Origin of the sequence: Fischerella sp. PCC 9605 (assembly GCF_000517105.1) — a bacterium.
GTDB lineage: Bacteria > Cyanobacteriota > Cyanobacteriia > Cyanobacteriales > Nostocaceae > PCC9605.
The window spans coordinates 715,539-741,205 of sequence record NZ_KI912151.1 but is presented as its reverse complement, the minus strand read 5'-3'; the positions used below and the strand labels follow the sequence as shown (position 1 = coordinate 741,205).

General features: G+C 42.1%; 25 protein-coding genes, 1 pseudogene and 1 riboswitch. Of the genes and pseudogenes, 10 read left to right on the top strand and 16 right to left on the bottom strand.

The window, feature by feature from the left end; genetic code table 11:
• Nucleotides 1-44: 44 nt before the first annotated feature.
• Nucleotides 45-1,157, top strand: coding sequence for a CRISPR-associated endoribonuclease Cas6 (cas6, locus tag FIS9605_RS0128310; RefSeq protein ID WP_026735589.1), 1,113 nt, complete (start codon nucleotides 45-47; stop codon nucleotides 1,155-1,157).
• Here cas6 (FIS9605_RS0128310) and FIS9605_RS0128305 read toward each other — a convergent pair.
• From FIS9605_RS0128305 to cas10, 8 genes and pseudogenes are all read right to left on the bottom strand, one after another.
• Nucleotides 1,149-1,670 (bottom strand): hypothetical protein, encoded by a 522-nt coding sequence (locus FIS9605_RS0128305; protein WP_026735588.1) that lies wholly within the window; start codon nucleotides 1,668-1,670, stop codon nucleotides 1,149-1,151. The two genes, cas6 (FIS9605_RS0128310) and FIS9605_RS0128305, sit on opposite strands and share 9 nt — an antisense overlap.
• 44 nt (nucleotides 1,671-1,714) lie before the next feature.
• Complete coding sequence (gene csx2, locus FIS9605_RS0128300) at nucleotides 1,715-2,962, bottom strand: TIGR02221 family CRISPR-associated protein (protein ID WP_026735587.1); 1,248 nt, start codon at nucleotides 2,960-2,962, stop codon at nucleotides 1,715-1,717.
• Between the two features lie 20 nt (nucleotides 2,963-2,982).
• Complete coding sequence (gene cas6 / locus FIS9605_RS0128295; RefSeq protein ID WP_026735586.1) at nucleotides 2,983-3,759, bottom strand: CRISPR system precrRNA processing endoribonuclease RAMP protein Cas6; 777 nt, start codon at nucleotides 3,757-3,759, stop codon at nucleotides 2,983-2,985.
• Nucleotides 3,759-5,051: pseudogene (gene csm5, locus FIS9605_RS38475) on the bottom strand (type III-A CRISPR-associated RAMP protein Csm5). The gene cas6 (FIS9605_RS0128295) and the pseudogene csm5 overlap by 1 nt, the downstream one beginning before the upstream one ends.
• Before the next feature lie 13 nt (nucleotides 5,052-5,064).
• Nucleotides 5,065-6,132, bottom strand: a complete 1,068-nt coding sequence (gene csm4, locus FIS9605_RS0128285) for a type III-A CRISPR-associated RAMP protein Csm4 (protein ID WP_026735585.1) — start codon at nucleotides 6,130-6,132, stop codon at nucleotides 5,065-5,067.
• A complete protein-coding gene (gene csm3 / locus FIS9605_RS0128280) occupies nucleotides 6,129-7,109 on the bottom strand; it encodes a type III-A CRISPR-associated RAMP protein Csm3 (protein ID WP_026735584.1) in 981 nt (326 codons plus the stop codon). Before csm3 ends, csm4 begins: the two co-directional genes overlap by 4 nt.
• 2 nt (nucleotides 7,110-7,111) lie before the next feature.
• Nucleotides 7,112-7,591, bottom strand: coding sequence for a type III-A CRISPR-associated protein Csm2 (gene csm2, locus FIS9605_RS0128275; protein WP_026735583.1), 480 nt, complete (start codon nucleotides 7,589-7,591; stop codon nucleotides 7,112-7,114).
• A gap of 4 nt (nucleotides 7,592-7,595) precedes the next feature.
• A complete protein-coding gene (gene cas10, locus FIS9605_RS0128270; protein WP_026735582.1) occupies nucleotides 7,596-9,920 on the bottom strand; it encodes a type III-A CRISPR-associated protein Cas10/Csm1 in 2,325 nt (774 codons plus the stop codon).
• Between the two features lie 275 nt (nucleotides 9,921-10,195).
• Here cas10 and FIS9605_RS0128265 point away from each other — a divergent pair, with 275 nt between their 5' ends.
• Both FIS9605_RS0128265 and FIS9605_RS0128260 read left to right on the top strand, forming a co-directional pair.
• Entirely contained in the window at nucleotides 10,196-10,540 is a 345-nt protein-coding gene (locus tag FIS9605_RS0128265; RefSeq protein WP_026735581.1) for a hypothetical protein, read from the top strand.
• Complete coding sequence (locus FIS9605_RS0128260) at nucleotides 10,533-10,955, top strand: hypothetical protein (RefSeq protein ID WP_026735580.1); 423 nt, start codon at nucleotides 10,533-10,535, stop codon at nucleotides 10,953-10,955. Before FIS9605_RS0128265 ends, FIS9605_RS0128260 begins: the two co-directional genes overlap by 8 nt.
• A gap of 29 nt (nucleotides 10,956-10,984) precedes the next feature.
• Here the strand turns inward: FIS9605_RS0128260 and FIS9605_RS45545 are convergent, their stop codons facing one another.
• The 3 genes from FIS9605_RS45545 to FIS9605_RS43175 all read right to left on the bottom strand — a co-directional run bounded on the left by FIS9605_RS45545 (nucleotide 10,985) and on the right by FIS9605_RS43175 (nucleotide 11,849).
• Nucleotides 10,985-11,188: a hypothetical protein gene (locus FIS9605_RS45545; protein WP_051470164.1), complete on the bottom strand. Its 204-nt coding sequence runs from the start codon at nucleotides 11,186-11,188 to the stop codon at nucleotides 10,985-10,987.
• Between the two features lie 42 nt (nucleotides 11,189-11,230).
• A complete protein-coding gene (locus FIS9605_RS45540) occupies nucleotides 11,231-11,512 on the bottom strand; it encodes a hypothetical protein (RefSeq protein ID WP_051470163.1) in 282 nt (93 codons plus the stop codon).
• Between the two features lie 184 nt (nucleotides 11,513-11,696).
• On the bottom strand, nucleotides 11,697-11,849 hold the full coding sequence (locus FIS9605_RS43175) for a hypothetical protein (RefSeq protein ID WP_155960554.1): 153 nt from the start codon (nucleotides 11,847-11,849) through the stop codon (nucleotides 11,697-11,699).
• A gap of 312 nt (nucleotides 11,850-12,161) precedes the next feature.
• Here FIS9605_RS43175 and FIS9605_RS0128240 point away from each other — a divergent pair, with 312 nt between their 5' ends.
• On the top strand, nucleotides 12,162-12,557 hold the full coding sequence (locus FIS9605_RS0128240; RefSeq protein WP_026735579.1) for a hypothetical protein: 396 nt from the start codon (nucleotides 12,162-12,164) through the stop codon (nucleotides 12,555-12,557).
• Between the two features lie 125 nt (nucleotides 12,558-12,682).
• Complete coding sequence (locus FIS9605_RS0128235) at nucleotides 12,683-13,465, top strand: Uma2 family endonuclease (RefSeq protein WP_026735578.1); 783 nt, start codon at nucleotides 12,683-12,685, stop codon at nucleotides 13,463-13,465.
• Between the two features lie 39 nt (nucleotides 13,466-13,504).
• On the opposite strand, the gene FIS9605_RS0128230 is transcribed toward FIS9605_RS0128235, so the two are convergent.
• Nucleotides 13,505-14,389 carry an alpha/beta fold hydrolase gene (locus tag FIS9605_RS0128230; RefSeq protein ID WP_026735577.1) on the bottom strand — a complete coding sequence of 295 codons (885 nt, stop codon included), beginning with the start codon at nucleotides 14,387-14,389 and terminating at the stop codon, nucleotides 13,505-13,507.
• Between the two features lie 271 nt (nucleotides 14,390-14,660).
• Between FIS9605_RS0128230 and FIS9605_RS0128225 the strand changes: the two genes are divergently transcribed.
• From FIS9605_RS0128225 to FIS9605_RS0128200, 5 genes are all read left to right on the top strand, one after another.
• Complete coding sequence (locus FIS9605_RS0128225; protein ID WP_026735576.1) at nucleotides 14,661-15,968, top strand: protein kinase domain-containing protein; 1,308 nt, start codon at nucleotides 14,661-14,663, stop codon at nucleotides 15,966-15,968.
• A 242-nt stretch (nucleotides 15,969-16,210) separates the two neighbouring features.
• A complete protein-coding gene (locus FIS9605_RS0128220; protein ID WP_026735575.1) occupies nucleotides 16,211-16,477 on the top strand; it encodes a Ycf66 family protein in 267 nt (88 codons plus the stop codon).
• Nucleotides 16,478-16,487: 10 nt separating this feature from the next.
• A complete protein-coding gene (locus tag FIS9605_RS0128215) occupies nucleotides 16,488-17,972 on the top strand; it encodes a CIA30 family protein (RefSeq protein ID WP_026735574.1) in 1,485 nt (494 codons plus the stop codon).
• A 165-nt stretch (nucleotides 17,973-18,137) separates the two neighbouring features.
• Nucleotides 18,138-18,488, top strand: coding sequence for a hypothetical protein (locus FIS9605_RS0128210; protein WP_026735573.1), 351 nt, complete (start codon nucleotides 18,138-18,140; stop codon nucleotides 18,486-18,488).
• Nucleotides 18,489-18,685: 197 nt separating this feature from the next.
• Nucleotides 18,686-18,811: riboswitch (cyclic di-AMP (ydaO/yuaA leader) on the top strand.
• Nucleotides 18,812-19,310: 499 nt separating this feature from the next.
• Nucleotides 19,311-19,553 (top strand): hypothetical protein, encoded by a 243-nt coding sequence (locus FIS9605_RS0128200; RefSeq protein WP_026735571.1) that lies wholly within the window; start codon nucleotides 19,311-19,313, stop codon nucleotides 19,551-19,553.
• 98 nt (nucleotides 19,554-19,651) lie between these two features.
• Here the strand turns inward: FIS9605_RS0128200 and pntB are convergent, their stop codons facing one another.
• The 4 genes from pntB to FIS9605_RS0128180 all read right to left on the bottom strand — a co-directional run bounded on the left by pntB (nucleotide 19,652) and on the right by FIS9605_RS0128180 (nucleotide 25,596).
• Nucleotides 19,652-21,109, bottom strand: coding sequence for a Re/Si-specific NAD(P)(+) transhydrogenase subunit beta (pntB, locus tag FIS9605_RS0128195; RefSeq protein WP_026735570.1), 1,458 nt, complete (start codon nucleotides 21,107-21,109; stop codon nucleotides 19,652-19,654).
• A gap of 8 nt (nucleotides 21,110-21,117) precedes the next feature.
• Complete coding sequence (gene pntA, locus FIS9605_RS0128190; protein ID WP_026735569.1) at nucleotides 21,118-22,701, bottom strand: Re/Si-specific NAD(P)(+) transhydrogenase subunit alpha; 1,584 nt, start codon at nucleotides 22,699-22,701, stop codon at nucleotides 21,118-21,120.
• An 822-nt stretch (nucleotides 22,702-23,523) separates the two neighbouring features.
• Nucleotides 23,524-24,897, bottom strand: a complete 1,374-nt coding sequence (locus tag FIS9605_RS0128185; RefSeq protein ID WP_026735568.1) for a GH1 family beta-glucosidase — start codon at nucleotides 24,895-24,897, stop codon at nucleotides 23,524-23,526.
• A gap of 177 nt (nucleotides 24,898-25,074) precedes the next feature.
• Complete coding sequence (locus FIS9605_RS0128180) at nucleotides 25,075-25,596, bottom strand: Hsp20/alpha crystallin family protein (protein WP_026735567.1); 522 nt, start codon at nucleotides 25,594-25,596, stop codon at nucleotides 25,075-25,077.
• Nucleotides 25,597-25,667 lie beyond the last annotated feature (71 nt).

Sequence of the window (25,667 nt, the reverse complement as noted above, 5' to 3'; positions counted from 1 at the left end):
CTCAGTACCCCATGAAGTTAGGAAGAGGCAAAACATAGGTTCTAATGGCTCAACGTTCCCCAAAAAAAGCAAATTTTCATCAAGCCAACCTCACTTGGTCGCCTGACACAGAACTAGTCGGATTAGTATTTGAGTTAGTACCAGAAGCAAATGTTTCTGTGTACCCTCAGTACACCATTGGACTCCACGCTTGGTTTCTCAACCAAGTACGTTCTGTAGATCCTGAACTTTCTGCTTACCTGCATGATGGCGAGTCAGAGAAACCCTTCACTATCTCTGCATTAGATGGAGAACTAGTCAGCAGTGGTAAGCAATTACAACTTTCTGCCAGCAACACTTACCACTGGTATGTCACAGCATTGTCGAGTCGGGTAGTAGAATGGTTGGCGCAGTGGGTGCAAAACCTCCCTAAAGAAATTAACTTGCGAAATGCACCCTTGCGGATTCACTCTTGTAAAATTGCTCACTCTCCGACAACTTATATTCAACTCCTCAATTCTGAGCATGGAGAGACTATTGCTCTCAGATTTTTGAGTCCTACCAGCTTTCGCCGCAAAGGTCATCACTTACCCCTGCCAATGCCAACAAATGTGTTTCACAGCTACCTACGCCGCTGGAATGATTTTTCAGGAATGTCGGTTGACCAGGAAGCATTTCTCGCTTGGGTGGATGATAGCGTGTTGATTAATCGCCATCAACTCACCTCGGCAAAAGTACTAGCAGGTAAGAAAGGAGCAGTAACAGGATTTACAGGTGCGATTGAATTTGGTTTGACTAAAGAAGCGTCCAAGCAACCAGAATTTCACCAGTTATTTTATGCCTTGGGGAAACTCGCACCCTACTGCGGTACTGGTCATAAAACTACCTTTGGGTTGGGACAAACGCGGTTGGGTTGGTCGTTGCAAGCAGCGCCAGAAGTTCCAGATGTGCAGAGTTTGCTAGCAAAAAGAATTGAGGAACTAACAGAAATCTTCAAAGCACAGCGCAAACGCACCGGGGGAGAACGGGCGGTGGAGATAGCATCAAAATGGGCGACTATTTTAGCGCGGCGAGAAATGGGAGAGTCGTTGCAGGCGATCGCACTAGATTTGGAAATGCCTTATGAAACGGTGAAAACCTATGTAAAATTGGCACGGCGGGCTTTGAAGTCAGGGTAGTTTCATATGATTTCTAAAACTGGTGTCTATTAGTTGCGTTACCTCTCCTTGTTCCACCTTTACCAAGTTTTCCCGAGTAGCAGCGATGGTGAGATACACAGGAATTCCGCAGTCAACCGCCGCCAACACCAAAGCAGCAGATAGAGTTTTTGTCCCGCTAGTGTAGTCAGCAAGAATTTCACAACCTGGCGATCCTTTTTGTAACTGACGAATGCGCTGGTAGGTTTTGAGATAGCATTCTGATAAATCGTCAGGGTTTTGGACAACAATCAAATCCGTTTCTGGTTGAAAGCGTCCTCCTAACCCCACCTGTATGGGAATATTCGGTAATCTTTCGATAACTTCGGTTCCGCGTCGCACTTCACAAGGGGTTCCTTCGCCAATTACTTGTGACTTACTACCTTTGTTACCATCGGATGCGATGAAGATGACTCTATCAGGTTGGAGAGTGCGAATTGAAGTGACAATGGGTTGGAAGGAACCACCGACGGTGACAAAGAGAATTTTGGGCATGAATATCTTACAAAATCTTGATTTTTGAAAGTATTTGAGGAGAATTACACAACTGTCCCTTGCGGTGGTAATAGTAGCTGGGCTAACTCTGGCAATTGAGGATAAATTTTCTCAAAATCTTTTTTGAGTTGAGTTGATTTTTTAGGTGAAAGATTCATTCCACAATGGGCAATATCATTTCGCAATTTGGTTATCTTGTCCCAAAGATTAGCTAAATCATCTTTGTTTGACAAAGATTCAAATAGTTCATCGCATCGACTAGGTTTAATTGACTGCGGGTTGTATCTTCGCCGCACTGCGTTGTTTAATGTGGCTTCTACACAATCACGCCCATTTTTATTATCGAACATTGGTTCTTCAAATTTTAGGGTTAGTACAGAAACTATCCATTCACGCGCCAGCGTCACAGCCTGTACAACTTGTTGTTGCTCAACATACCATGCGATCATCCGCAACTGTAACCAGAGGTTATCAGCTAATTGCGTTGTCTGACTCGGTTTTTCCAGCGCAAACTGCCCATATTCTTGCGCTACCTGCTCAGCCAGAATAGCGAATGGCTGCGCTCGTTGAGCAATGCTGGGGGCGGCTTTTTCTAAAGCTGCTTCCAACTTGGTTGCCTGCTCCATAGTTTCAATTGGTTGGGTAAGGCGCAATGCCAGAGAGATTGACTCAATTGCTTCAGCTGCCGACTTGAGATTGTCTCTAAGTGTCCTTGCTGCCAAATCATCACGTAATTGTATGCCGGCTGGCATCCCTTTTTTGAGCAAGTTAGCTAGCACTTGTCCATCTCCAGTTTCGATAAATCGATTCGTAGCTGTTAGCCAATCTAGTATTCCAACAAATTCTGATAAGTCAATTACTGGTGCTGGTTTACCTAATTCAAAAGCACCATAGTAAATGGCTTCAATATTAACGGCTTTGGCTGATTTGAGATATGCTGCAAACAGAAATACTAAAAATGGCAGCGATCGCAATCCGTGGGTGATATCAAATATCACAGTCTCACCGAGACTAACTTGGGCCGTAATTGTGTTAAAAATTTCCCACATTTCGGCATTTGTTTCACCTTTAGGAATAGAAATAGGTTCAATCCGAGAATCATTTAAAGCTAGTAAAGCAGGCCATGTCTTCTCTTCAGCTTCGGGTGTGTTACATACCAGCATCCGGTCATGTTCCACAAACTGTCGCAGTGCGAGACTGAAAACACCGCCTTCATAATCTTTACCTTGCCAGGTATAAACTGTCCCTGGCTTTAACCCTTTATCATTTAGAAATGTAATGATCGTTCGCATATCAATTTAATCTTTACAATTTACTGATGTTCAATTTGCGGAATAAGTTGTGTTTGACCCATCCCCAACCGAGTTTTCATTCCAGTACCAGCAAACCGTGCATATTCAACTAACAAATTTGCCACATTTGCCAACAATGAGTCAGCACGGTTGAGAATTTGCAGCGTCACATCACCCACAAATCCATTTACATAACCCCTGTGTAAATGCCAACTGCGCGTTTTAATTTTGTGATGCTTGAGCATCACAGCATTACTCATATAAGCAATTAATTCATCACCTCCTAAATAAACAGGCGCAAAATGATTCCAGCGTTCTAACCAACTGCGAAACATCAACGCAGGTACAGGAATAGGTAAACTTGTAGTGCTTTGAGCAAAGGCTGTAGGTGTGATAAATTGCAAATCAAATCGTCTTACTGTTTCCGGCTCATTCGCTACTAAAGTTGTGTACAGTTCTTCGTAGCTGCTAATTTCGTCTTCACGGTTAATGACGTTAAATTTTGCGCCGAGAAATTCTAGAGATTGTGTTAAATTCAAACGAGAAATTTTTTTGGTTACAAATTCCTGTAATCCACATAAAGATAATTGGTAAAACTCTTCTGGATGAAAGGTAAAAAAATCTTTTGAAATTGAGTATAAACCTACAATTCCTGAGTAAGAAACAGAAGGAATCGCCTTGCCTCCTATTTCTAAACCTAGCAGTTGATGCAGTTGCTTTACCAGTTCCAAATTATAAGAACGAGGTAAAACTGTGGGTTCGGATACGCTTAATGTCCAGGTAGAACGAATTAGCATTAGTTTGATAGAGTCTTAAATTTAACCCATCCCGGTACAAATTTGATTTCACCGTTCAGATTCATCACTGTTCGCCTAGATTTTGGTGCTTCAAAACCAGGCGCTTTGATACCGCAAATATCGCGTAATTCTGCTCTGAGTTCGTCGTCAAAACACAAACCAATTGTGGTTCCCGTCATCCCGCTACCCCAACCCAGCCGCAGTACATAGGGACATTTTTCTGCTTAGTAAAATTCACGGATATGATTAAAATCTAAATTCTTGCCTGCTGCTCTAGGATTATTTTCTATTTCTTGCCAATAATCGTGTTCATAATCCCATTGTTCTTGGGTAAACTCCTGACATATTTGCAAAAGTTCATCAAGATTGGTAAATGGTATTTTCATTCCTTGCTTGTGCTTAAACCATGAAAGCATTTCTGTATCTAAGGTGAGGGTAAATTCTGTTTGGACATTCCGCACCATCTCAGCGTAAATAGACGCTTTATATTTAGCTATATAATCAGGAAACCTGCTAGAAACTATTACCTCAGCGACAACAGGTAAATTAATGGGTATTGGTTGACCTTTCTTAGTTATAAATTTACTTTCAACTAACGATTCTGAGTCACTAACTTTCAAACAGCGCAAAAAGTCTGTATTTTGACTTCTTCCAAAGAAAGCTTTTCCTTGATAAATGAGAGAAAAGTCTGAAAACAGACTTTCCATAAACAAATCATCATCAACAAACTTTTGCGTGTTTTTGTTGCTAAGTTCTCCTAACCTTTGTCTGAGAGTTTTCTCAATCTCGCTTACCCGATTGGCTGAGGGAATTTTATAGCGTTCTGGGTATTTAAGTAAATGATAGGCGATCGCAGTTCTAATTGCTCCTTTAATCGAGGAACCAGGGATAAATAAATATCCCATTCCATTGCGAATCATCGGACGTAAGTCTGTAATTCTTTCTTCTGTCAACTTTTGACTAATAGCAATCTTAGGAAAAATTGGATTTCCATCTACGTCTTGAGTATCCCACCACTCTTTCCCAAAGGCTTGTTGTAGTAGTCTGCTGATATCCTGTTGTTCTTCTATAGCTTGGATGTAGTCATTTAAAAATCTTCCTCCTTGTTGCTGTAAAGCTTTTGCTAATATTTCTTGGTTGGGAAGGTAGACTTTTTTTGCTGTCTGCACATATTCAAAGGGATTTAATCTAGATACAGATGAACCAATGTGTAAGAGAGGACTGGTCAACTGTATCCTTCTAGACTCATAAACTTCCGGTTTATTCAGTGCAGATTCAATAGAAACCACCATGATATTATTTATCCTAGAGTTTTACTTTTATTGGCAAACTTAAACTAATACCACTACGGTAAATGCGATGTTTATTGAAGCCTTGGGGTGTAACATCTACTAGTTTTCCCTGTGGTGCCGATCGAAAAACAGAACCTTCGCTGAACATTCGCACCATCTGGCGACGCAGCTGATTTTCAGCTATCCAACCCCCACGTTCTTGAATTTCATAGCTGGCGTTATCTAAGAAGCCATCTGGTAAGGGTGATTCCCAAAATAAACTCATTAAGGTGTGGTGAGTTTCAGCAGCAAAATTTACTACTTTATGCCAAGTTTCTGGTAATTCTAACCATTCAACTTGAAATCGTCCTGCACCGCTAGAACGTTCTCCCCCTATTCCTTCTTCTCCTAAAAGATGTAAAGCAGCTTGTAATTTATCTGCTAATTTCTCGCCTTCTGGAGATAATTGCAGCAGAAAGTACAAGCCGGATATACTTTTAAGTCCATGACCATTTTGTTCCCACTGAAATTGTACAAAGCCAGTGTGATAAAGGTTTGTGGTTCTGGTAATTCGGTCTACTGCTATTTTCGGAAATTGCTCAATTGCAAAGGCTTTTTTGTAGTCAAAGGTTCCTGCTTGACGCAGATGCCCATAAGATTTACCTTTGGTTTCAGCAATTAATTCTTGAGCATCACTATCTCTAAATCCTTCTCCCTGATACCATCTTTGCCATACTTCTAAAGGCAAGTAATTGAGTTTTTTGTAAGTTTTGAAAAACTCTAGGTCTTCATCAGGATAGTTGATGGGAAACTTGAGGGGACGGGGAAGATAGTAAATTGTGCGTTCCTTATCTTCTCGGTAAATAAATGTGGAACTGATACGGAAAGGCGGTATTAGTTGCGATCGCTCTCTTGAAGGAAATATCTGCAATAATTCCTCAACTGCATTTTTACCGAACAACCGTGCATAAATACTAACCCACGCACTAAATAAAGCATCGGAACGGACGCGATCGCTCGTTTCTTCAATCCCAATTCCCACTTCTCCAAAGTGAGCAGGACTGCGTCCAAAGTTGAGTTTAACTAATTTCCAAACGCTCATGATTCATTTCCTGGCAGCAACCGCTGTTCGATGTACTCGCGTAAGCTTCCAAAGTTCTCTAAGAGTGCTTGTGTGGTGGCGATCGCTGACAATGGCTGTAAACTCGATGTTCCCGCAGGAGTGCTGGTAATCTGACGATATTGCGCTAAGCTGCGATAGGAAAACTCGAAGTTTTGGAATCTGACTTTGCCGTAACCTCTAGAACCATGTCCGCCAAGTGCATCATCTTCGAGAATGGCAAGAGCGATCGCAATATTTTGCAAGTCTTCTATGGCTTGGTCGGCATCTTCTACGGTATAAACTAATTCAAACTGGAATTTAGATCCGGCTGGCACACGTTCTAACTGTCTGGGGTTCGCCGCTGCTGTCACTCTGTCAATACCGTTTTCAAATTTCCACTCGGTCATGTATAAACCAGTGTCAACTTGTTTCAGCTTTTCTGCTGATTCGGTTAGTAAATGGCAATCTCGGATAATCAGGCGAGCTGGAGCGTTACGACCGCGATTAATTCTGACACAATTCTGATTTTGGATTGTCTGAGTAGGACTATTATTTTCTAATAATCCTTCTTCTGTTGCTATCTCAATTGGCATCCAAAAGCCAGAACCACCAGTAGAACCAAATAGACGACTGATTTGACAGGTACGCGCACCTTCATAGGCAATAAATCGTTCTCGTTCAACTTCAGTAAACCCATCTGCCAAATCATCACTTTCATAGCGCCAAGTACCGCTTCCTCCTGTGCGATTTAGCGGTTTATTTAATAACCTTTCCAAAATGGAGCGCAGTTTACCTTTGATTGATGAACCAGGTAGGTAAGGATATTTTGTTAGAGGATCGCGAATTACAGGTTTATCGAGTCCACCGATATCTAAATTTTCGCCACCACCGCCAATGTGCAATCCAGTTTCAGCAGAAAGCTGACTGGTGAGGGTTAATTTACCAATTAGGGGTTTTTGTGCGTATGATACTGGCATGATTACTTTCCACCTTCAGCTTTGTGATAAGCAATTATTGATTCAATTAATTGAACTAGGCGCTCAAAATCTTCTTTGCTGTGAACTTTATCAATGGCAGCTGACATAACCTCGCCTAATGGTTTTGCTGCTCTCTGTCTAGCTGCGGCATATGCCAATTTTGGTTTGAGCAAAACTACTTCTGTTTCTATTTCAGAAAAATCACCTTTTTCCGCTAAGTCTGCTTTTAAGCGATTGACAGCATCTAAGAACTTGCGGACTTGGTTAGTTTCTAATCTTTGCTGCTTGAGATAAGGGCCAAATTCTGCGGCATGATTAACTAAGTCTCGGATGGGATATTTTTGCAATCCATCTTTCAAGCCATCAATAGTTTTTACAATTTCCTCAACAATATTCTGTGTTTTACCTACATTGGTTTGATGACTGGGTTGTTTAGGATTTCCAGGTGAAGAAGGTAGTTTTGGTTTAATTGCTTCTGACATATAATTATGAGCGGTTTAAAAGTTCAATCCAAGTTGCGATCGCCCGAAAGTAAGGCGCGTTATATGGACTTTTTAGGGAAGTGCGAAAATCACTATCATCTAGTACCCGGTTGGGTAATCTCGCTAGAGTATAGGCTATTTTGGGCAGATGCAAATAGTAGCGAGTACCTAAAGCTTCCTTCGATTTACTATCTTCAAATTTTTTGAGTGCCTGCTCTTGCATTTGTGCAGTGATTAGTAGGTTCCGCACAAAGTTACGAGAATAATTGACGCCAATATCTTGCCGCTCTAATCTTTCGACAAATGGCAAAATACCCAATAGCTTTGGCTTGGATTCTTGATGTAGATATTGTTTAATATCAAAATCAATAAGGCTGATATCATCTATTCCTAACCATTCATCCCACTTAAATACTTGACCAAATAAACTCAACCTATCCCTACCCTTTCCTTTTGCTTCCTCTTCCGCTGCACCTGATTCATCAGCAGCTTGATACAGAGGGAATTTAGGATCATCAATAGTGATTCCTCCAGATAGGGTAATATCTGGATTATTTCCGGTATAAGCGCGGAAGCACTGATAAACGTCAAAGGCAAATTCTATAATCTCATTCCATGCACCGCTGATAAATAAATCATCGCCTCCAGCATAAATGAAAAGTAAATTTTTACGCTCATCTGAACTAAGACTTTTAGTGTTTTCTAAAACCTTTACTATCCGTCGCTGTTTTAGGAAATTCTCCTGACGATTTTCTGCCAAGCTGTTGAGATATACTTTGAAGAAGTAACTCATTTGGCGAGACAGTCCAGCAAGTTTTGGCAAAGTTTGATTATCACCCAATCCCCGTGCAAAAATTTGTCCTAGCCTGTCTACATCCATCCGTAAATAGCCAACTCTGTCAATACCTTTTGTTTTAGCAGCCATTTCACCTGCTCTGATAAGTGAGCCTTCTTCTTCTTCGCTTTTTTGAGCGTAATTACCCACTAGCAATGGGATAGTATTGGTAGCGCGAGAATAGTCGTATATCATCCAGTCATTGACTAGATAAACAGTTTCTGTGTCAGGAATATGTTTTAAATTTTCAATTAGTTGGGACTTTTTTTTACCTTGAAAGATATGATAATAAACAGGTTCAGGTTCAAGATTTAGCTTGATCGGTGTTGTTCCTGGAATACGCTCTCGCTTTTGCGATCGCACAACTGCCTTGACTTTTAAAAGTTTGCCACCTAACTCAAACATCCTACGACAAGTAGGACAAGCTTCTACTGAAATCTCATCACTTAATGGTTGTAATTTTTCTGGCTCTAAATCATCTCGATGACAAACACTACACGGTGTATGACTATCACGGGGTTTGAGAAAATCTACAATTTGGTCTGTAAATTTCCGCGATTTTTGTTCTGATAGTTTCTGCGTTACTTCTGACCAGTGCTTTGCAAATTCTTTAGTCGCGATATCTCTAATATTAAAATCTACATGAGCCAAGGCTAGAAAGACTTTACCCTGAAAATCATCTGCTAACCACTTATTTAATTTCTGGCTTACTTCTTTCAGTTTATCTTCTGTCTCATTTGTAGGTGCGAGCAGATATAAGTTACCGCCGCCAGCATAAATCACATTGGTACGTGGTAATTCTAGTTTTTGCAACAGTTGTTGAACGACTTCTTCTGTGACTAATTCTAAGTAAAAGCTTCTCGCACGCAGAGATTTAAGCGCACCAGCAGAAGTTATTGTATAGATAAATTTTTGGATACCTGATAAATCACCAGCAATTAATCTAAGTTTTTCAGCATTAGGGTTTTTTGCTAGGGCTGCTGCTACAGCACCAGTTGCCCTTACCATATCAATTAGGGCAATATCTGAATTATTGAAGCTAATGTAAGAACCGAATTTCTCTAGAATTAGAGTAAGCAGCGATAGATTTTTCCAAGTTTCTCTGTTAAGTTTCTCTAAACTCAGAACCCGTTTGATGCGTTTTTTAAGAAATTCAATATCTCTTTGTGGTGGTTTTCCTTCTCGTGGATAGGGAATCTGCGGGTTTATTCCTTTAATGTAGGTAGCTTCCCAGTAATGTTGTTTATGTTGACCGTGCAATAGTTGCACTTGGTCAAACAATAGGCGCAGGGGAGTCAAATTGACCGTTTTTTCTTTAGACCACAGGATGTCTTGATTGTTAGACCACAAGATACGCTTTGCTTGCTTAATTGCTTCTGAATCTTCTGGGTACTTACATTCACTAGGTAATTGTACATTAGCTAATTGTGCTAAAACCCACACAGCTTGTTGAGCAACTTGCAATGAGGCGTCGGTAGCTTTTGAGTCAGTCATTACACTTCACGGTGGTTGTGCTGAACTGCGTGTAATTATAGCTTATGGGTAGAATTGGGGTCTTCCAAATCTACCTATTAGTAAATAATTAGGCATGATTATACCAGCAGATAAAGTTTTTGCTACCGAAAAGTACTGAGGTTTATAAAGAATGTTGACAACAAGGAGTTAATTTCGTTTTCGTCCCTTAACGGGAAGTGGTAATGAAACGTGCATGACAAGAAAATTGGTAAAAAAGTCTAGTAGCCCAATGAACTAGCAGGAGTAAAAACATAGTGTACGATGAACCATCGCCAGACCCATTTTTAGCCCAACTATGTGAAGGATACACTGAGGCGGAAGTTACTGAAATACGGCAGTATATGGCTGAGTGGGATGCTTCTACCTATATCAATGTGGCTCAGAGTATTCTAGACCATGCTAATAGAAAAGAAATCGACTCCCTGAAATATCTACGCAAAGCTCATAATTTTAATAAAAAAAGAGCGGTAAGAATTCCTAAAGTTGGATATCGTCAGGATGGTTCAGCAGTTTATCGTAAGGGAAATGAATATCTAATTGTACGACCCGATAAATTTGGCATTGAAAAAATAGTTACCTATGGGGTAAACGATGACTAAAGCAACTCTTGATACTCAAAATCCTGAAATTAAAAGAAATTATATTTCTCAATTATTAGAGCAGTTAACAGGAGATTATCAAAATACCAAGCAAGAGCGCAAAGAAATTGCTACTCTATATCCTCCTGGGGAGGAAGAATTTTCTATTTTAGAGGAAATTGAACTGTTAACGGTGGATATCCGAGGTTACGCTTGTCAAATTCAAGCACGCGGTTGGATTGAAAATGAACAGCAGGCTATTGAGCGCTTGCAAAGTATGCGAGTCTTTGATGTGCCAGTAGTTGCTGAATTTTACTTTACTAGCGATCGCGACTACAAGCAAATGAAAGCCTATATTCGGATGCTGGATTATTTGCGCTTGCTGATGATTGAATATTTGCAAACATATCAAACTTCGCAACCACAATCTGCTTGATTGTTAATTCGAGTTCAAACGATACAGCTTCATTCCCCAACATCCTGAAGCAACGGATACAAAATCGGGTCAATATCAATAACTACAGGCTTCATTTCCCCCGTGGGTAACGGGTTCCCCTGCCAGTCTCGTTGCGAATCCATGTATTGCATCCGTCGTCTTGGCGGAATACAAGCCATAGCCAGCGCCACACTCATCATTTTTGTGCCGCCAGTAATGTCAGCAACTATCACTTCATCTTTGTAGCCAGATTGTCGAAATATTTCTTCTCCTAATTACCAAATTGTCGCGTAATCCCAATCTTTCACTATAAATTTTTGGGAGTGAATATCGAGTCTTTGACCATACTGAAAGCGCAAATATTGTTCTAAAATATTGGCTGTATCTTCGCTGCCTTTAACATTCTTCTTACTTTCGCTACTAATCAGCCAAACATCCCGTAAGTTACCTTGCAGGAGATGATATTCCACAGCTTTTATTTGTGGAACTAGATTAGAGTTAAATAAATTTATATTGTGAAAATCTGCTAATGATAATTTTTCATTTGGCTGATTCAAGACATTTTCAATAGCAGAAGTTGCTGGCGCTATTGGGTATGTGGCAAGATGGTGGCGGTGATTCAGTTATCAGTAGCCTAGTCAAGGTGTAACCTTTAAAGCATAGTTTTCTTTGTGTCTTAGTGTCTTTGTGGTTCATTATTAACCACCAAGACACCAAGACACCAAGTCGAATCGCCAAAAATCAGCCCATGAAAGCAGGTTTTACCCACCTTGACAGGGATACAGTTATCAGTTGCCAGTTATCTTGATCGCTGTTAACTGTTAACTGATTAGCGATCGCATTTCCAAAATCAGCATTTATCACAAACAGCAACCCATTCATAGATAACATCATGATGTTTGTTCAAACCATCGTGATTTTTCTTATTAACATCACGATATTCATAGATAACATCATGATGTTTGTTCAAAACATCGCGACTTTCTTTATTAACATCACAACTTTCATAAGAAACATCAAGACTGTGGTCACTAACGTTGAAGCGATCGCAAAATCAACTAAGTATCAACGGCACTATCAGAGAAATTACTCTAATTATATAAAAAACTTGTTATAAAAAATACAAATATTTGCGAATTATCCTGAGCCATAATTCAGCTTCAGTAAGGCAAGCTAGCTTTAGAACAATTTTAAAGAAGTATACCTATGTCCCGTCCAAAACGCACATCTCGTATTCTCAAAAATGCTGAATTAAGATCCGCTGGGCTGAAGGCAATTGATCCAAACATGACTTTTGGGGATGCTTGCAACTTGCAAATTATGACACAAGTAATTGAGCAGTTACGTACCAAATTAGTTGCTTACAACACTGCTCTCTCGATGATTGATTCTTCCAAAAACGAGATTGACGAACTGGAGAAAACCTTGGGTGAAATCTCTGAGAGGATGTTGATTGGAGTGGCTTGTAAGTATGGCAAGGACAGCTGCGAATATGAAATGGCTGGTGGTGTTCGCAAGAGTGATCGCATCCGCAGAAGCACGGTGAGTCGCTTAAAAGGTGTTCCGGAGGAAACACCCACTGAGAAACCCCAATCTGCGTAGTATCATCGATGGTTAAAAAAGCGCGATCGCCCTTCTTATGTTCACTGAATTTGATCTTGGGAAGTGCGATCGCATCTCATCAACGCCATCAATTAATATAAAAATGTCAGCACTGGGTCTAAGCCATGACAGACACTACCTGCACTGCACCCTACGTAACACTGCCCCCAACCCAGGCAGAACTGCCTTACGATGACAACGAAAACATGGAAAGCCAACGGCACAAATTGCAAATGGATTTACTCATTGATGCTCTGGTGCAGTGGTTGGAAGGAAGAGAAGATGGGTATGTAGGCGGTAATATGTTCGTTTACTACAGCCTAGCCCAGGTGCGAAACAAAGATTTTAAAGGGCCAGATTTTTTTGCTGTGTTAGGAGTTCCCAAGGGAGAACGCAAAAGTTGGGTTGTCTGGGAAGAAGGCAAAGCACCGGATGTAGTTATAGAATTACTTTCTGACAGTACCGCTGACGCAGATAAAAATCAGAAAAAGCTGATTTATCAAAATCAGATGCGTGTGCCAGAATATTTTTGGTTTGACCCCTTTAACCCAGATGATTGGGCGGGTTTCTCCACTGATGGCGTAATTTACCAACCAATAGCCGTAAATCAACGTAATCAATTGGTGAGCCGGGCATTAGGTTTAGCATTGCAGCGTTGGCAAGGTAAGTATCAAGGTGTGGAAGCAACTTGGTTACGCTGGGCAACTCTAGAGGGAGAATTATTGCCAACGGCTGAAGAAATAGCAGAACAGGAACGGCAACGGGCAGAACAGGAACGAAAACGAGCAGAACAAGCAGAGTCTCGGTTGCTACAAGTTGCACGCAACCTACTTCAGCAAGGTATGTCAGTAGAACAGGTAGCTAAACTAACAGGTTTTACTACATCTGAACTAGAGAAATTAAATTAAAAAGACAGATACCTAACTTTTCACCAGAAGTCGGGGATATTACAAATACCGTTGCAACAATCCAATTACTATCTCTGGCATTTCCAGATGTGGTAACACTCCCGCATCTGCAATCACATGAAAATCTTGAATTGCCCTTGGATTTAACTTTGCCAACCGCTGCCCTAATTTCACAGTGGTAAATTGTGCTTTCTCGCCCCAAAATATCACTGTGGGAATATCAAGCTGTTCAATATACAAACTTAAATCAAAATAAAGGTCGCCTCGCAAAAATGCCAACGCTGCAAACTTGGCATTTGGCTGTTGGGCAGAGAATAAATAAGCCTCTACTATCTCTTGATAAAGTCGTTCGGGTTTGGCAAACAGAAAACTTCGCAAAAAGTTGTTGACTGCTATTTCATTCTCAGCACCGAGGGCATAAATTAGATTATCCAACAGTGGTGTATTGATGACCTGAAGCGGTAGCCTGCGTCCAGCACCTTGCCCAAAATCATCAAAACCAGAGGGACAAACCAAATACAGCGCTTTGAATAAAAAAGGTTGGGCAATAGCCAGCCTGATCGTGAAAGCAGCTGTTATAGAAGATGCTACTACTGTCACAGGCGGGGAACAAGTGTGTCTGATAAATTCTGTTATGGTTGTGAGATAGTCATTAATTTGATAATCCCACACCGGATGAGCAGATTCTCCCCAACCGATTAAATCTGGTGCGAGGATGCGATGAGAGGCAGCAAAAGCAGGATAAACTTTCGACCATTCATAAGCAGACGATCCACCACCGAAACAGTGAAGGAATATTAGCGGCGGTAAATCTTCAGTCTCAGCAATGCACCAGGGTGCAGTAGTTTGGGTATAGTAAACCATTGACCCTAAGGAAGTGTTAATGACTTTATGTCCAAAGCCTGGAGGTTGAAACTGAAGCATAATCAATAGTTGGTTGTTGGTGGTTGGTTGTTGGTGGTTAGTGGCGTAACAAGTCAAAAGTCAAAAGTCAAAAATTTTGAATTTTGAATTTTGAATTCCGCGAAGCGGCTCTCCCCACCTCCCCATCTTCCCATTGCCCCTTATCCCCACAAAGTGGGGGCCCCTTCCCCATCTCCCCTCTTGCCCTATTTTTTACACTGGTACAGTTGCGATCGCAAACGTTTTATCATCGTGTGGCAAGATTAATAAAAATACTCGCACCAGCCCCACCATGTTAGGAAAGCTACTAGACGGTCGTTACAAAGTTATCCAAGTCCTGAGTGCCGGAGGATTTGGTGAAACTTATATCGCCGAAGACACCCGCCGCCCAGGCAACCCTAAATGTGTTCTCAAGCTGCTTAAGCCTGCGAGTTCCGACCCCTATTATTTACAAACTGCCAGACGCTTATTTAACAGTGAAGCAGAAATTCTCGAACAACTGGGCAACCATAACCAAATTCCCCGTCTGTTAGCTTATTTTGAAGAAAATGAAGAATTTTACTTGGTGCAAGAGTTGATTGCAGGGCATCCACTCAGTGCAGAAATGCGAGTTGGTCAACCTTGGACGGAAAGCCAAGTTATTCAGATGTTACAAGACGTTTTGAGTGTCTTGGAGTTTGTTCACAGCTACGGTGTGATTCATCGTGATATTAAACCTGATAATTTAATTAGACGCGATTCTGACGGCAAACTAGTTTTAATTGATTTTGGCGCGGTTAAACAAATGCGTTCTCAACTGGCAGCATCTCCCAGTCAAATGGCTGCTACTGTTGCGATTGGAACCCCTGGTTATATGCCAGCAGAACAAGCGCAAGGCAAACCACGCCCAAATAGTGATATTTACGCTGTTGGGGCGATCGCCATCCAAGCGCTGACGGGAATATTGCCAACTCAGTTACAGGAACATCCCGAAACCGGAGAAATCATCTGGCCAAACCAAGCGCAGGTGTCGCCTAGACTGGTAGCTGTTGTGCAGAGGATGCTACGCTACCATTATCGCGATCGCTATCAATCTGCTACAGAAGTATTGCAGGATATTCAGCAATTGCTTCATCCCTTAGCACCAACGCAAACATCTACCCCTGCGGCATATGCACAACCAACCATGCCGCAGCCGATGAATACATACCCCCAATCATCCTCTCTACCTGCTTCTCATGCCACCGATCATTGTCCACCTTCATCTCAAGTTACACCGCCAGCTTGGATAGACAAAACTCTCTCCGTGGCTAGATTATTACCTTTTGTGGGTGCGGCAGGATTGCTTTTATTTAAAGCACCGACCTGGATTATTTTGCTAGGTATTGGTCTGGCTGTAGTTGGAGTTGGCTTATTTTTTCTCCGTTCTTCCTATCCAAGATTGGCACGAGATTATGATGCAGTGTTCGCTGTAGTATTCTGCCTTTGCGGCATACTGCTTTTATTTCAAGAATATCGGTCGTATGGTTCTCAAGAAATACCAATCAGTCAGTTTTTGCTAGCAGGCGCAGGTATTTTTTCAGCAGTAGAATGTATCCGTTTGCGGGGAATGAAGAAATAAATGCTGGTTAGTAGATAGTAGATAGTAGATAGTAAATAGTAGATAGTAGTTAGTAGATAGTAGATAGTAGTAATTTTTTGTGAATAATCAACTACCAACCACTAACCCCTAACCACTAACCACTAACCACTAACCACTAACCACTAACCACTAACCACTAACCACTAACTACAAACCACTAACCACTAACCACTAACCACTAACCACTAACCACTAACCACTAACCACTAACTATTAGATAGATGTTTAACAACCCCCTAAATCTCATCGGTGTGATTTTGATAATTGCAGCAATTTCTCTGGGCGCATTACCTTTGACGCGCCCTCAACTCTTCCGACGGCAAGATATAGTATTAATAATAGTATTTTTTGCCTGTGGTTTAATTTTGTTATTTCAAGACAGATGGTATAGCAAAGAATTGACACAATTTAATTTAATTCTCTTGACAGTAACTGCTCTCTTCTACACTGTGGAAAGTATCCGGCTGCGAAGTAGAAATATACAATGAGGATGCGATCATGAGTGATAAAAATCGCTCTCAATGGGACTTAGGCAGATTTGTCCAAACCCTTACATACTTTGAAGTAATACCTTTAGTCAACTGGATACAGGATTTATTTCAAGGTCGTAGCAAGGATCGTCAAGACAAACCTGATGGAGCGAAACAAGTGGGTGTAATATTAGTGGCAGGTGCAACGGGTGGGGTCGGTAAGCGAGTGGTAAGGCGACTCGTAGCACAGGGTTATAAAGTGCGATCGCTCGTACGCGATATTGAGAAAGCCCGGACTATTCTTGGTGATAGTACTGACTTAGTAGTTGCAGATATCACTAAGCCAGAAACTTTGACACCCCTAGTCATGGCTAACATCCAAGCCGTGATTTGTTGTACAGCAGTACGTGTGCAACCAGTAGAAGGAGATACTCCCGAACGAGAAAAATACTATCAAGGTGTCAAATTTTATCAACCAGAAATCGTTGGCGACACCCCAGACAATGTGGAGTATCGAGGTGTAAAAAACTTGGTAGAAGCTGCTGCCAAGTCTTTGCCAAAAGCAGGAGAAAAACTTTTATTTGATTTCACCAATCCATCAACAGAAGTAAAAAATATTTGGGGTGCGGTGGATGATGTCGTCATGGGTGGCGTCAGTGAAAGTAATATTCAATTAGTAGAAGGTACAGCTTTATTTGCTGGCAATGTTTCCACCGCCAATTCTGGAGGATTTGCATCTGTTAGAACTAAAAATTTCTCTCCTGCCTTCAACTTAACTGGTTATGAAGGCATAGAATTGCGGGTGAGAGGAGATGGTAAACGTTATAAGTTCTTTTTGCGTACAGATACAAGATGGGATGGCGTTGGTTATAGCTATTCTTTCGACACAGTAGCAAATACCTGGATAGATGTTCGCATTCCTTTTGCAGATTTGATTCCTGTATTTCGGGCTAAAACTTTACAAGATTCCCCACCCATAGACGCCAGTAAAATCTCTTCGTTTCAACTCATGTTGAGCAAATTTGAATACGATGGCGAATTAAATCCGCACTTTTCAACTGGTGGTTTTACCTTGCAACTAGAATCAATTAAAGCCTATGGCGGGGAAACTTTACCACAATTTATTCTTGTTAGTTCCGCCGGTGTCACTCGTCCTGGCCGTCCCGGAATTAATTTAGAGGAAGAACCACCAGCAGTAAGATTAAATGACCAATTGGGCGGAATTTTGACTTGGAAACTAAGGGGCGAGGATAGTTTGAGAGAAAGCGGAATTCCTTACACAATTATTAGACCTTGTGCGTTGACAGAAGAACCTGGAGGTAAATCATTAATATTCGAGCAAGGCGATAACATTAGGGGCAAAATCAGCCGTGAGGATGTGGCAGAAATTTGCGTGCAAGTGCTACAACAACCACAGGCATGTAACGTTACTTTTGAAGTCAAAGAAGGAGAAAATCACGCTAACTCTATCGACTGGCAGAGGTTGTTTTCGCAACTTATATCTGACAATTAAATTTAGGGTGCGTTATGAATGTTGTGTGAATCGCGTAAATCTTAAGTAACGCACCCCAGGTTTTTAGCAGAGACTTTTTTTGAGCCTCGAAGTTGATCGGTAGCAACAGGCTTAAGAGTTAAGAGTTAAAACTTGAAACTCATAACTCATCATGGGAGCAAAGCAGTGAAAAAAATTGGGGTGCTAGTGTTAGTTGGAGTGTTAGTATTTATTACTATCTGGAGCGGTTTATTTTCGCACCCCGCCGCATCACAGCAAGTTGAATCTCGTCTCAGCAACTTAGAAGCGGATTTAAATCGTTTGGAGTCACAGGTAAATCAGATAGAATCTCAGCTAGGTCAAAATCGTTCTCCATCGCCAAGAACAACATTAACTCCGCCACAGCCTTCTAGACGAAACCTCTCTCAACAAGAACGAGACAAGATGTTTGATAGACTAGCAACTTTGTTTGTAGAATTGAAGCAACAAGTCCAAAAATTAGAACAGCGAGTCAATAAGCTAGAGTCACGTTCTTGAAAAATAAAGTGTACTCGATTTAGAATTTAATACCAGCTTTATAATCAGGTAGTCGCCTATCTGATCTGATGAAAATAATACAAAGCGGGACAAATTTTAAGCAAAATGCACAAAGTTTTGCTTATTGACTGTTGAGTCATCCCAGTATATGTTTATTAATTAAGTGGGTAAAACAGCCTAATTCAATCCAGGCTCATTGTTAGTAAACATCAGATCTGGATTAGAAGCGGAGGAACCAATCATTGGGGCGAATCTGAAACTGAGAGAGACACCTTCCAGTCTTAGCCCGTCAGCTAACTCCGTCGGCATTGGAAGGAGTACCTTTGACATCAGCTTACTTTCAGCCGGTGTCTTCATGGTCTCCTAGCTGGCATTGCTGTCAACATTAGCAGATGTTTATTGACCCACATTGCCAACCGCTACAAGTACACGGAAGCTAGGATGATTAATTACAAACAGTGGATTCTCATAACCACCAAAGAATCGAACGGCATTGCCGTTGACTACATAGACTCACAAGGAAATCACGATAGCGAACCTTTCTGTTTTCTAACGGAGACTAAAGCACTAAGCTACGGTCAAATTTGCATAGACAGATTAATCAAATTAAAGTCTCAATCCTCCCACAAAGCGTTTTTATAACTGATTATCAAAGGGGTACAAAAACCAGCTGTAAAGCTATCAGCATTAAGTCCCCTTAGAAAAAGACGCTTGCGTGGAAGGCTTCCCGTCAGGGTACAAAGTATCAGTTGCATCTACAGGCGTCACACTTATTAATCCTTTCGTTGACGCAGGATATTGTGTAAGAACTTAGGAGGGAAAATGCCCATTACAAATCGTGCTTTCTTCACTGATGTAGATTTTTTACCCGATCACCAATTTAAACTAATTGGAGAGTGTGCAGGCAAAAAACTTTTGCTAATAGGTAAAACTAAAGCTTACGGCGATCCAATTGTGGCAACAAGCCAAACTGATGAGCCAAGTCATGAAGATTTATATGCCTCGGATCTTTACGAATTGATGAAGTTTGGTCACGAACCAGTTAAAGTTACTGAACAAATATAGAAGTTTAACTCGGCTAGGGTATTGGTCAAGGTGGGTTATGATTTGACTTGGTGTCTTTGTGGTTAATAATGAACCACAAAGACACAAAGAAAACTTGATTAAGTGGAAAATGCGACTTTTGTTGGTTGGCGCAAGTCTACACTTTCCTCACTCAGCAGGGCAACTTTTCCGACGATCGCATCAAGATTTTTCTTAGCATCGCCAAATAGCATGTGGGTGTTGCTCTTATAAAACAGGGGATTCTCAACACCAGCGTAGCCACTAGCCATACTGCGCTTCATCACCACCACAGTACCAGCTTTCCAAACCTCCATTACAGGCATCCCAGCAATGGGGCTATTGGGATTTTCTAACGCACTGGGGTTAACTGTGTCGTTAGCACCAATCACCAGCACTACATCAGTTTTTGAGAAATCCTCATTAATCTCATCCATTTCTAGTACAATGTCGTAGGGCACATTTGCCTCAGCCAAGAGGACGTTCATGTGTCCGGGCATACGGCCGGCTACCGGATGGATGCCAAAGCGAACTTGGACGCCGCGATCGCGCAGTAATTTCGCAAGTTCCGATACAGCGTGCTGGGCTCTAGCTACTGCCATGCCGTAACCAGGAACGATGACAACACTCTTAGCACGTTGGAGAAGTTCGACAGTATCCTCAATCGTCGTGGCGGTGACTTCACCTCCAGGTTGTTCGGCGCTTTGCGCTGCTGTTGCGCCATTTGTCTCTGCACCAAAGCCACCTAGAATCACGCTGATGAAGGAACGATTCATCGCCTTGCACATAATATAGCTGAGGATGGCACCGCTACTACCCACCAACGCCCCGGTAATGATCAGCAAATCGTTTGAAAGCATAAAGCCAGCAGCAGCAGCAGCCCAACCAGAGTAACTGTTGAGCATTGAAATTACCACCGGCATATCAGCACCGCCGATCGCCATCACGAGATGAATACCTAAAACTGAGGCGATCGCAGACATAATTAATAGCGGTTGCAGTCCGCTAAGGTTTTCTGCTGCTAAGAACTGAGAACCCAGCCATAGTGAAGCTGCTATCATGCTCAAGTTGAGGAAGTGACGCGCTGGCAGAAGTAGAGGTTTGCTGCTGATAATGCCCCGCAGTTTACCAAAGGCAATTATCGAACCTGTGAAAGTAACAGCACCGATGAACACACCCACAAAAATTTCAATTTGGTGGATTGTGGACTCAATGCCGATGAGCGATCGCGACTGTTGGAGATAATTGGCAATACCCACCAAAACTGCTGCAACACCAACAAAGCTATGCAGCATAGCCACCATTTCCGGCATTGAAGTCATCGCCACGCGAGAGGCGACGATTGCACCGATCATCGCTCCTGGGATGACAACTGACGCCAAAGTGCCGTATGCTGTCAAATCTAGCGAAAGCGCAGTAGCAACAAAGGCGATAACCATGCCAATGATGCCGTAAATATTGCCTTTGCGAGCAGTCTCCTGATCGGATAGTCCCCCGAGGCTGAGAATGAATAAGGCACTAGCCACAATATACGCCACAGTCAGTAGGTTATTAGACATAGTTTCCTTCACTTTTGGAACATTCTGAGCATGCGTTGGGTGACTAGGAAGCCACCAGAAATATTAATGGTTCCGACCAAGATGGCGATCGCACCAAGAATAGTAGTCGATGAACTCAATCCCCCAGAGATTTGCAGCATACCGCCAATAATAATGATGCCGCTAATCGCATTGGTGACACTCATCAGTGGTGTGTGCAAAGCAGGTTTCACGTTCCAAATCACTTGCCAGCCAACGAAACAAGCTAGGACAAACACAATCAAGTGAGACAGAAACGAAGGAGGTGCAGTTATACCAATACCAAATAAGGCTAAACCAATAAGGAGCAGCCATAGGTCAGCCCTACTTTTCGATTCTGAAGCACCGGGAACTGGAGATGGGGAGATAGGGAGTTGGGGAGTTGGGGAGATTGGGGGAGTAGAGGATGGCTGCTTCTGTTGCTCCTCTGCTTTCTTCTCAGGCTTTGGTGGAGGCCATGTAATTTCCCCAGCATGAACTACCAGGGCACCCCGGACAACTTCATCTTGTAGATCGACCTTAAAATTATTACCTCCACCCATTTCTTCGAGGAGATGGTAAATATTAGTACCATAAAGCTGGCTTGCCTGCTGAGCCATGCGGCTGGGAAAGTCAGTCAAACCGATGATTGTCACGCCCTTGTAACGGTAAACTTCATCAGGATGAGTACACGCACAATTACCACCTTGTTCGGCAGCCAGATCGACAATAACCGATCCCTCCTTCATACTCTCAACCATTTCCTGAGTAATCAGCACAGGTGCTTTTTTACCAGGGATGAGCGCCGTTGTAATAATGATGTCAACCTCTTTAGCCTGAGCGGCGAACAGTTCCATCTCAGCCTTAATAAATTCGTCACTCATCACCTTGGCGTAGCCGCCTTCACCCGTGCCGTCCTCTGGAAAATCGAGTTCAAGAAACTCTGCACCCAGACTCTGCACCTGTTCTTTCACCACAAGACGGGTATCAAAAGCGCGGACAATTGCACCCAAGCTTTTAGCAGTACCGATCGCTGCCAGTCCAGCTACACCTGCACCGATTACCATTACCTTCGCTGGCGGCACTTTTCCAGCTGCCGTAATCTGCCCGCTAAAAAAGCGTCCAAAATGGTTCGCAGCCTCAATCACAGCGCGGTAGCCAGCGAGATTTGCCATTGAACTCAAGGCATCCAGCTTTTGTGCCCTGGTGATGCGCGGCACTGCATCCATTGCCAGCACAGTAGCCTTACGTGCAGCCAGTTTGTCGAGCAAATCCGGATTTTGGGCTGGCCAGATAAAGCCAATCAGCCTGTTCCCCTCATCAAGAAGTTCGGCTTCATGCTTGCCAAGTTCTGGATGCATCTGCGGTGGACGAACCTTGAGTACAATATCCGCCTCTGCCCATAGAGTGGGAGCATCTGGAACAATCTTGCATCCGGCGTGTGTGTAACCATCATTTGCAAAGTTTGCGCTTTCACCCGCACCAGACTCAATCAGCACATCAAAACCAAGCTTCAGCAGATGCTTGGCTGTATCTGGCGTAGCTGCCACGCGACATTCGCCAGGGTAGACTTCCTTTGGAATACCAACCTTCATCAATGTCTCCTTTGTATTTCGCTGAGTTTCCCAGATAAAGAGAGACAATAACCAATTTAAACTTTCACTTAAAACATACTATCAATGGTAATGTTTTATATCTGTCGCTGTCTTAATTCTTCACAATAATTGTACGGTTTTATAGCATAAACAAATGAACTTTATACCTGTTTTCTATCCAAATTTACGCCAATTGGATGATGTTAAATATGGTATAAACAGTGAAGACAATAAACCGTTTGTTTTTAAGATTTAGCAAATCTAAAATTACGCCCAAACCTACTTTATTTCATCAGATTTGGCTTCATAAACAAGCACTTAACTTGCAAACTGGTTCAACCCAAAATTAACAAAAATCTTGTTTAAACATAATTTTTGATAACTTCAAACAAGCAGCGATCGCACTTCCAGCCAGTACCTGGTTAACTCACTCAATAATAGTGATAACACTCTTAAACAAGAGAGTAGGGAAAACAATATTATCTCTGACTAAATTGTAATCTAAAACATTACGGGATTTGGTTTCAGCGATAATTTGTTACCGATATTTGTAAATTCAGAAACTTTATTAATTATAACTAATATAAATTTACACAAATACTTACTTATTGTAATCATGAGGCAACATAGCGTACCCTTAATTAAACAAGAAAAAATCAGAGGTTAGCAGCTACAGCTCAGCAAATTCGCACACTTCCAGCAGAATCATCTCCAAATCGACCTAAATCACCTTTGTAAAAGCGAGTAAAACCTCTTGGTGTCTTTGTGTCTTAGTGGTGAAAAAATTTTCTTTTTCACCACTAAGACACAGAGACACAAAGCTCAAACGACACTGTTTTGACGGATAGACTCTGCATACCATTCAAAGCTAGCTTTGGGAATGCGTTGTTGAGTACTGTAATCTACATAGATAATTCCAAAACGCCGGGAATATCCCCAAGCCCACTCAAAGTTATCCATGAAACTCCAAAGAAAATACCCTTTCAAAAGGTAGCCTTCACTAATAGCCCGATGAGCCGATTTCAGATACTGGCGTAAGTACATAATGCGGTCAGTATCAATTACTTCACCATTAGCAGTGACTTCATCTTCTGCCGCACAACCATTTTCGGTAATAAATACTGGTAGATCGTTACGTCCCAACGTCTCGCTGATATGACGAATGCCCCAGTAAATGCTCTCAGGGACAATATTTAGCCAAGGCATATGCATTCGCGGATAACCTTTGGGAAGGTTGAGAAACTCATATCCCTTTTCGTTATCAACAGCACGAACATAAGTACCAGTGTAAATATTAAGACCAATAGCGTCTAGGGGCTGATGAATTATTTCTAAGTCGCCAGATTGGATATCAGGAGCATTTTCTCCTAATTCCTCAAGCATCACCGGACTATAGTTACCTGTAAGGGCGGGGAAAATAATACCTCCATTTTGTGTACAAGTATGAAAAGCTTTCTTTGCCGCGGCGATATGGGCGGGGGACTCGTTAATTGGAACTGTAACGCCGAAGTTATCTACCAAAGCAACTTGGCAAGGAACGGGTGAAGCAGCGCGAATGGCTTGGCATCCTAATCCGTGAGCAAGTAAGGCGTGGTGAGAAGTTTGCCACACTTCCTTTTTACTATTGACACGTTTGCCTGGGGCATGGGGAGAGTCAGCTTCTACGTCATAACCCATATGGGTAAAGCAGGAAATTTCATTGAGTGTCATCCAGTGGGTAATGCGATCGCCCAATCGACTCACAACAGCAGTAACATATTCAGCAAAATCAAAAGCCATTTGCCGACTTTGCCAGGAACCATATAAATCTTCCAACGCTTGGGGGCTGTCCCAGTGAAATAAGGTTGCGTGGGGAGTAATATTGTGGTCGTGCAAGCAATCCACCAAGCGCTTGTAAAAATCAACACCCTCTTCATTCACAGTGCCGCGACCATCGGGAACGATCCGGGGCCATGCAATGCTAAAACGATAGTGCTTGATACCTAATTCTGCCATCAGTCGCACATCCGTTTCATAACGGTGGTAGTGATCGCAAGCAATAGCACCAGTATCGCCACCTACAACCCGTCCGGGTGTAGCGCTAAAGGTATCCCAGACGCTGGGTTTACGCCCTCCCTCATTTACTGCTCCTTCTATTTGATAAGCAGCGGTAGCAACACCCCAGCAAAAATCCTTTGGAAATTGATATATGTTCATTAATAAATGCTACATAAAACTGACATCATGCATGATAATACTTAGATTAGAAAAAACTGCATATGTCAAGATTAAATAAAAATTGGAGAAAGGCGATCGCAATGTTTAATCGCCTTTCTCCATGAGGCTAGTCTAAGTCAGCCAATTTTCAGACACAGTTAGAGACAGTTGCTAATGCTAACTAGCGACCGGTTCGCTAGTAACATCAACGGTCTTAGCAGATTCTGTTCCAGCAATGGCTTGATGACCATTTCCCTCAGTCACGTTAATTTTGACAACTCTGCGTCGAACTTCTTCCGCTTTCGCCAGCATGAGTGTCAAGATACCATTCTTAAACTCAGCCTGTACTTTATCGGGTTGAATTGGCATTGGTAGCGGAATCTGACGCTCGAATCTGCCGTAGTGGAACTCTGAGCGGAAGTAACCTTGATCTTCCGCTTTGGAGTCATAGTGATGTTCTCCAGAGATTAAAACAGATTCTCGACTAGCTTGGATATTCAAGTCTTTGCCTTCTACCCCTGGAAGTTCTGCCCGCAAAATTAGGCTTTCATCAGTTTCTCGGAGTTCAATTGCAGGAATCCAAGTCCTTCTGGACTCACGACTAAAGCCAGTTAACTCATTAAACTCACTAAATAGATCGTCAAATTGACGACGCAGCATTTCTATCTCTTGAAAGGGTTGCCAACGAATCAATGCCATAAAATGTCACCTCCTCTGCGAAAGGACACTTGGCTATTGAGTGGAGAAACCATCTACATAAACGGATACTT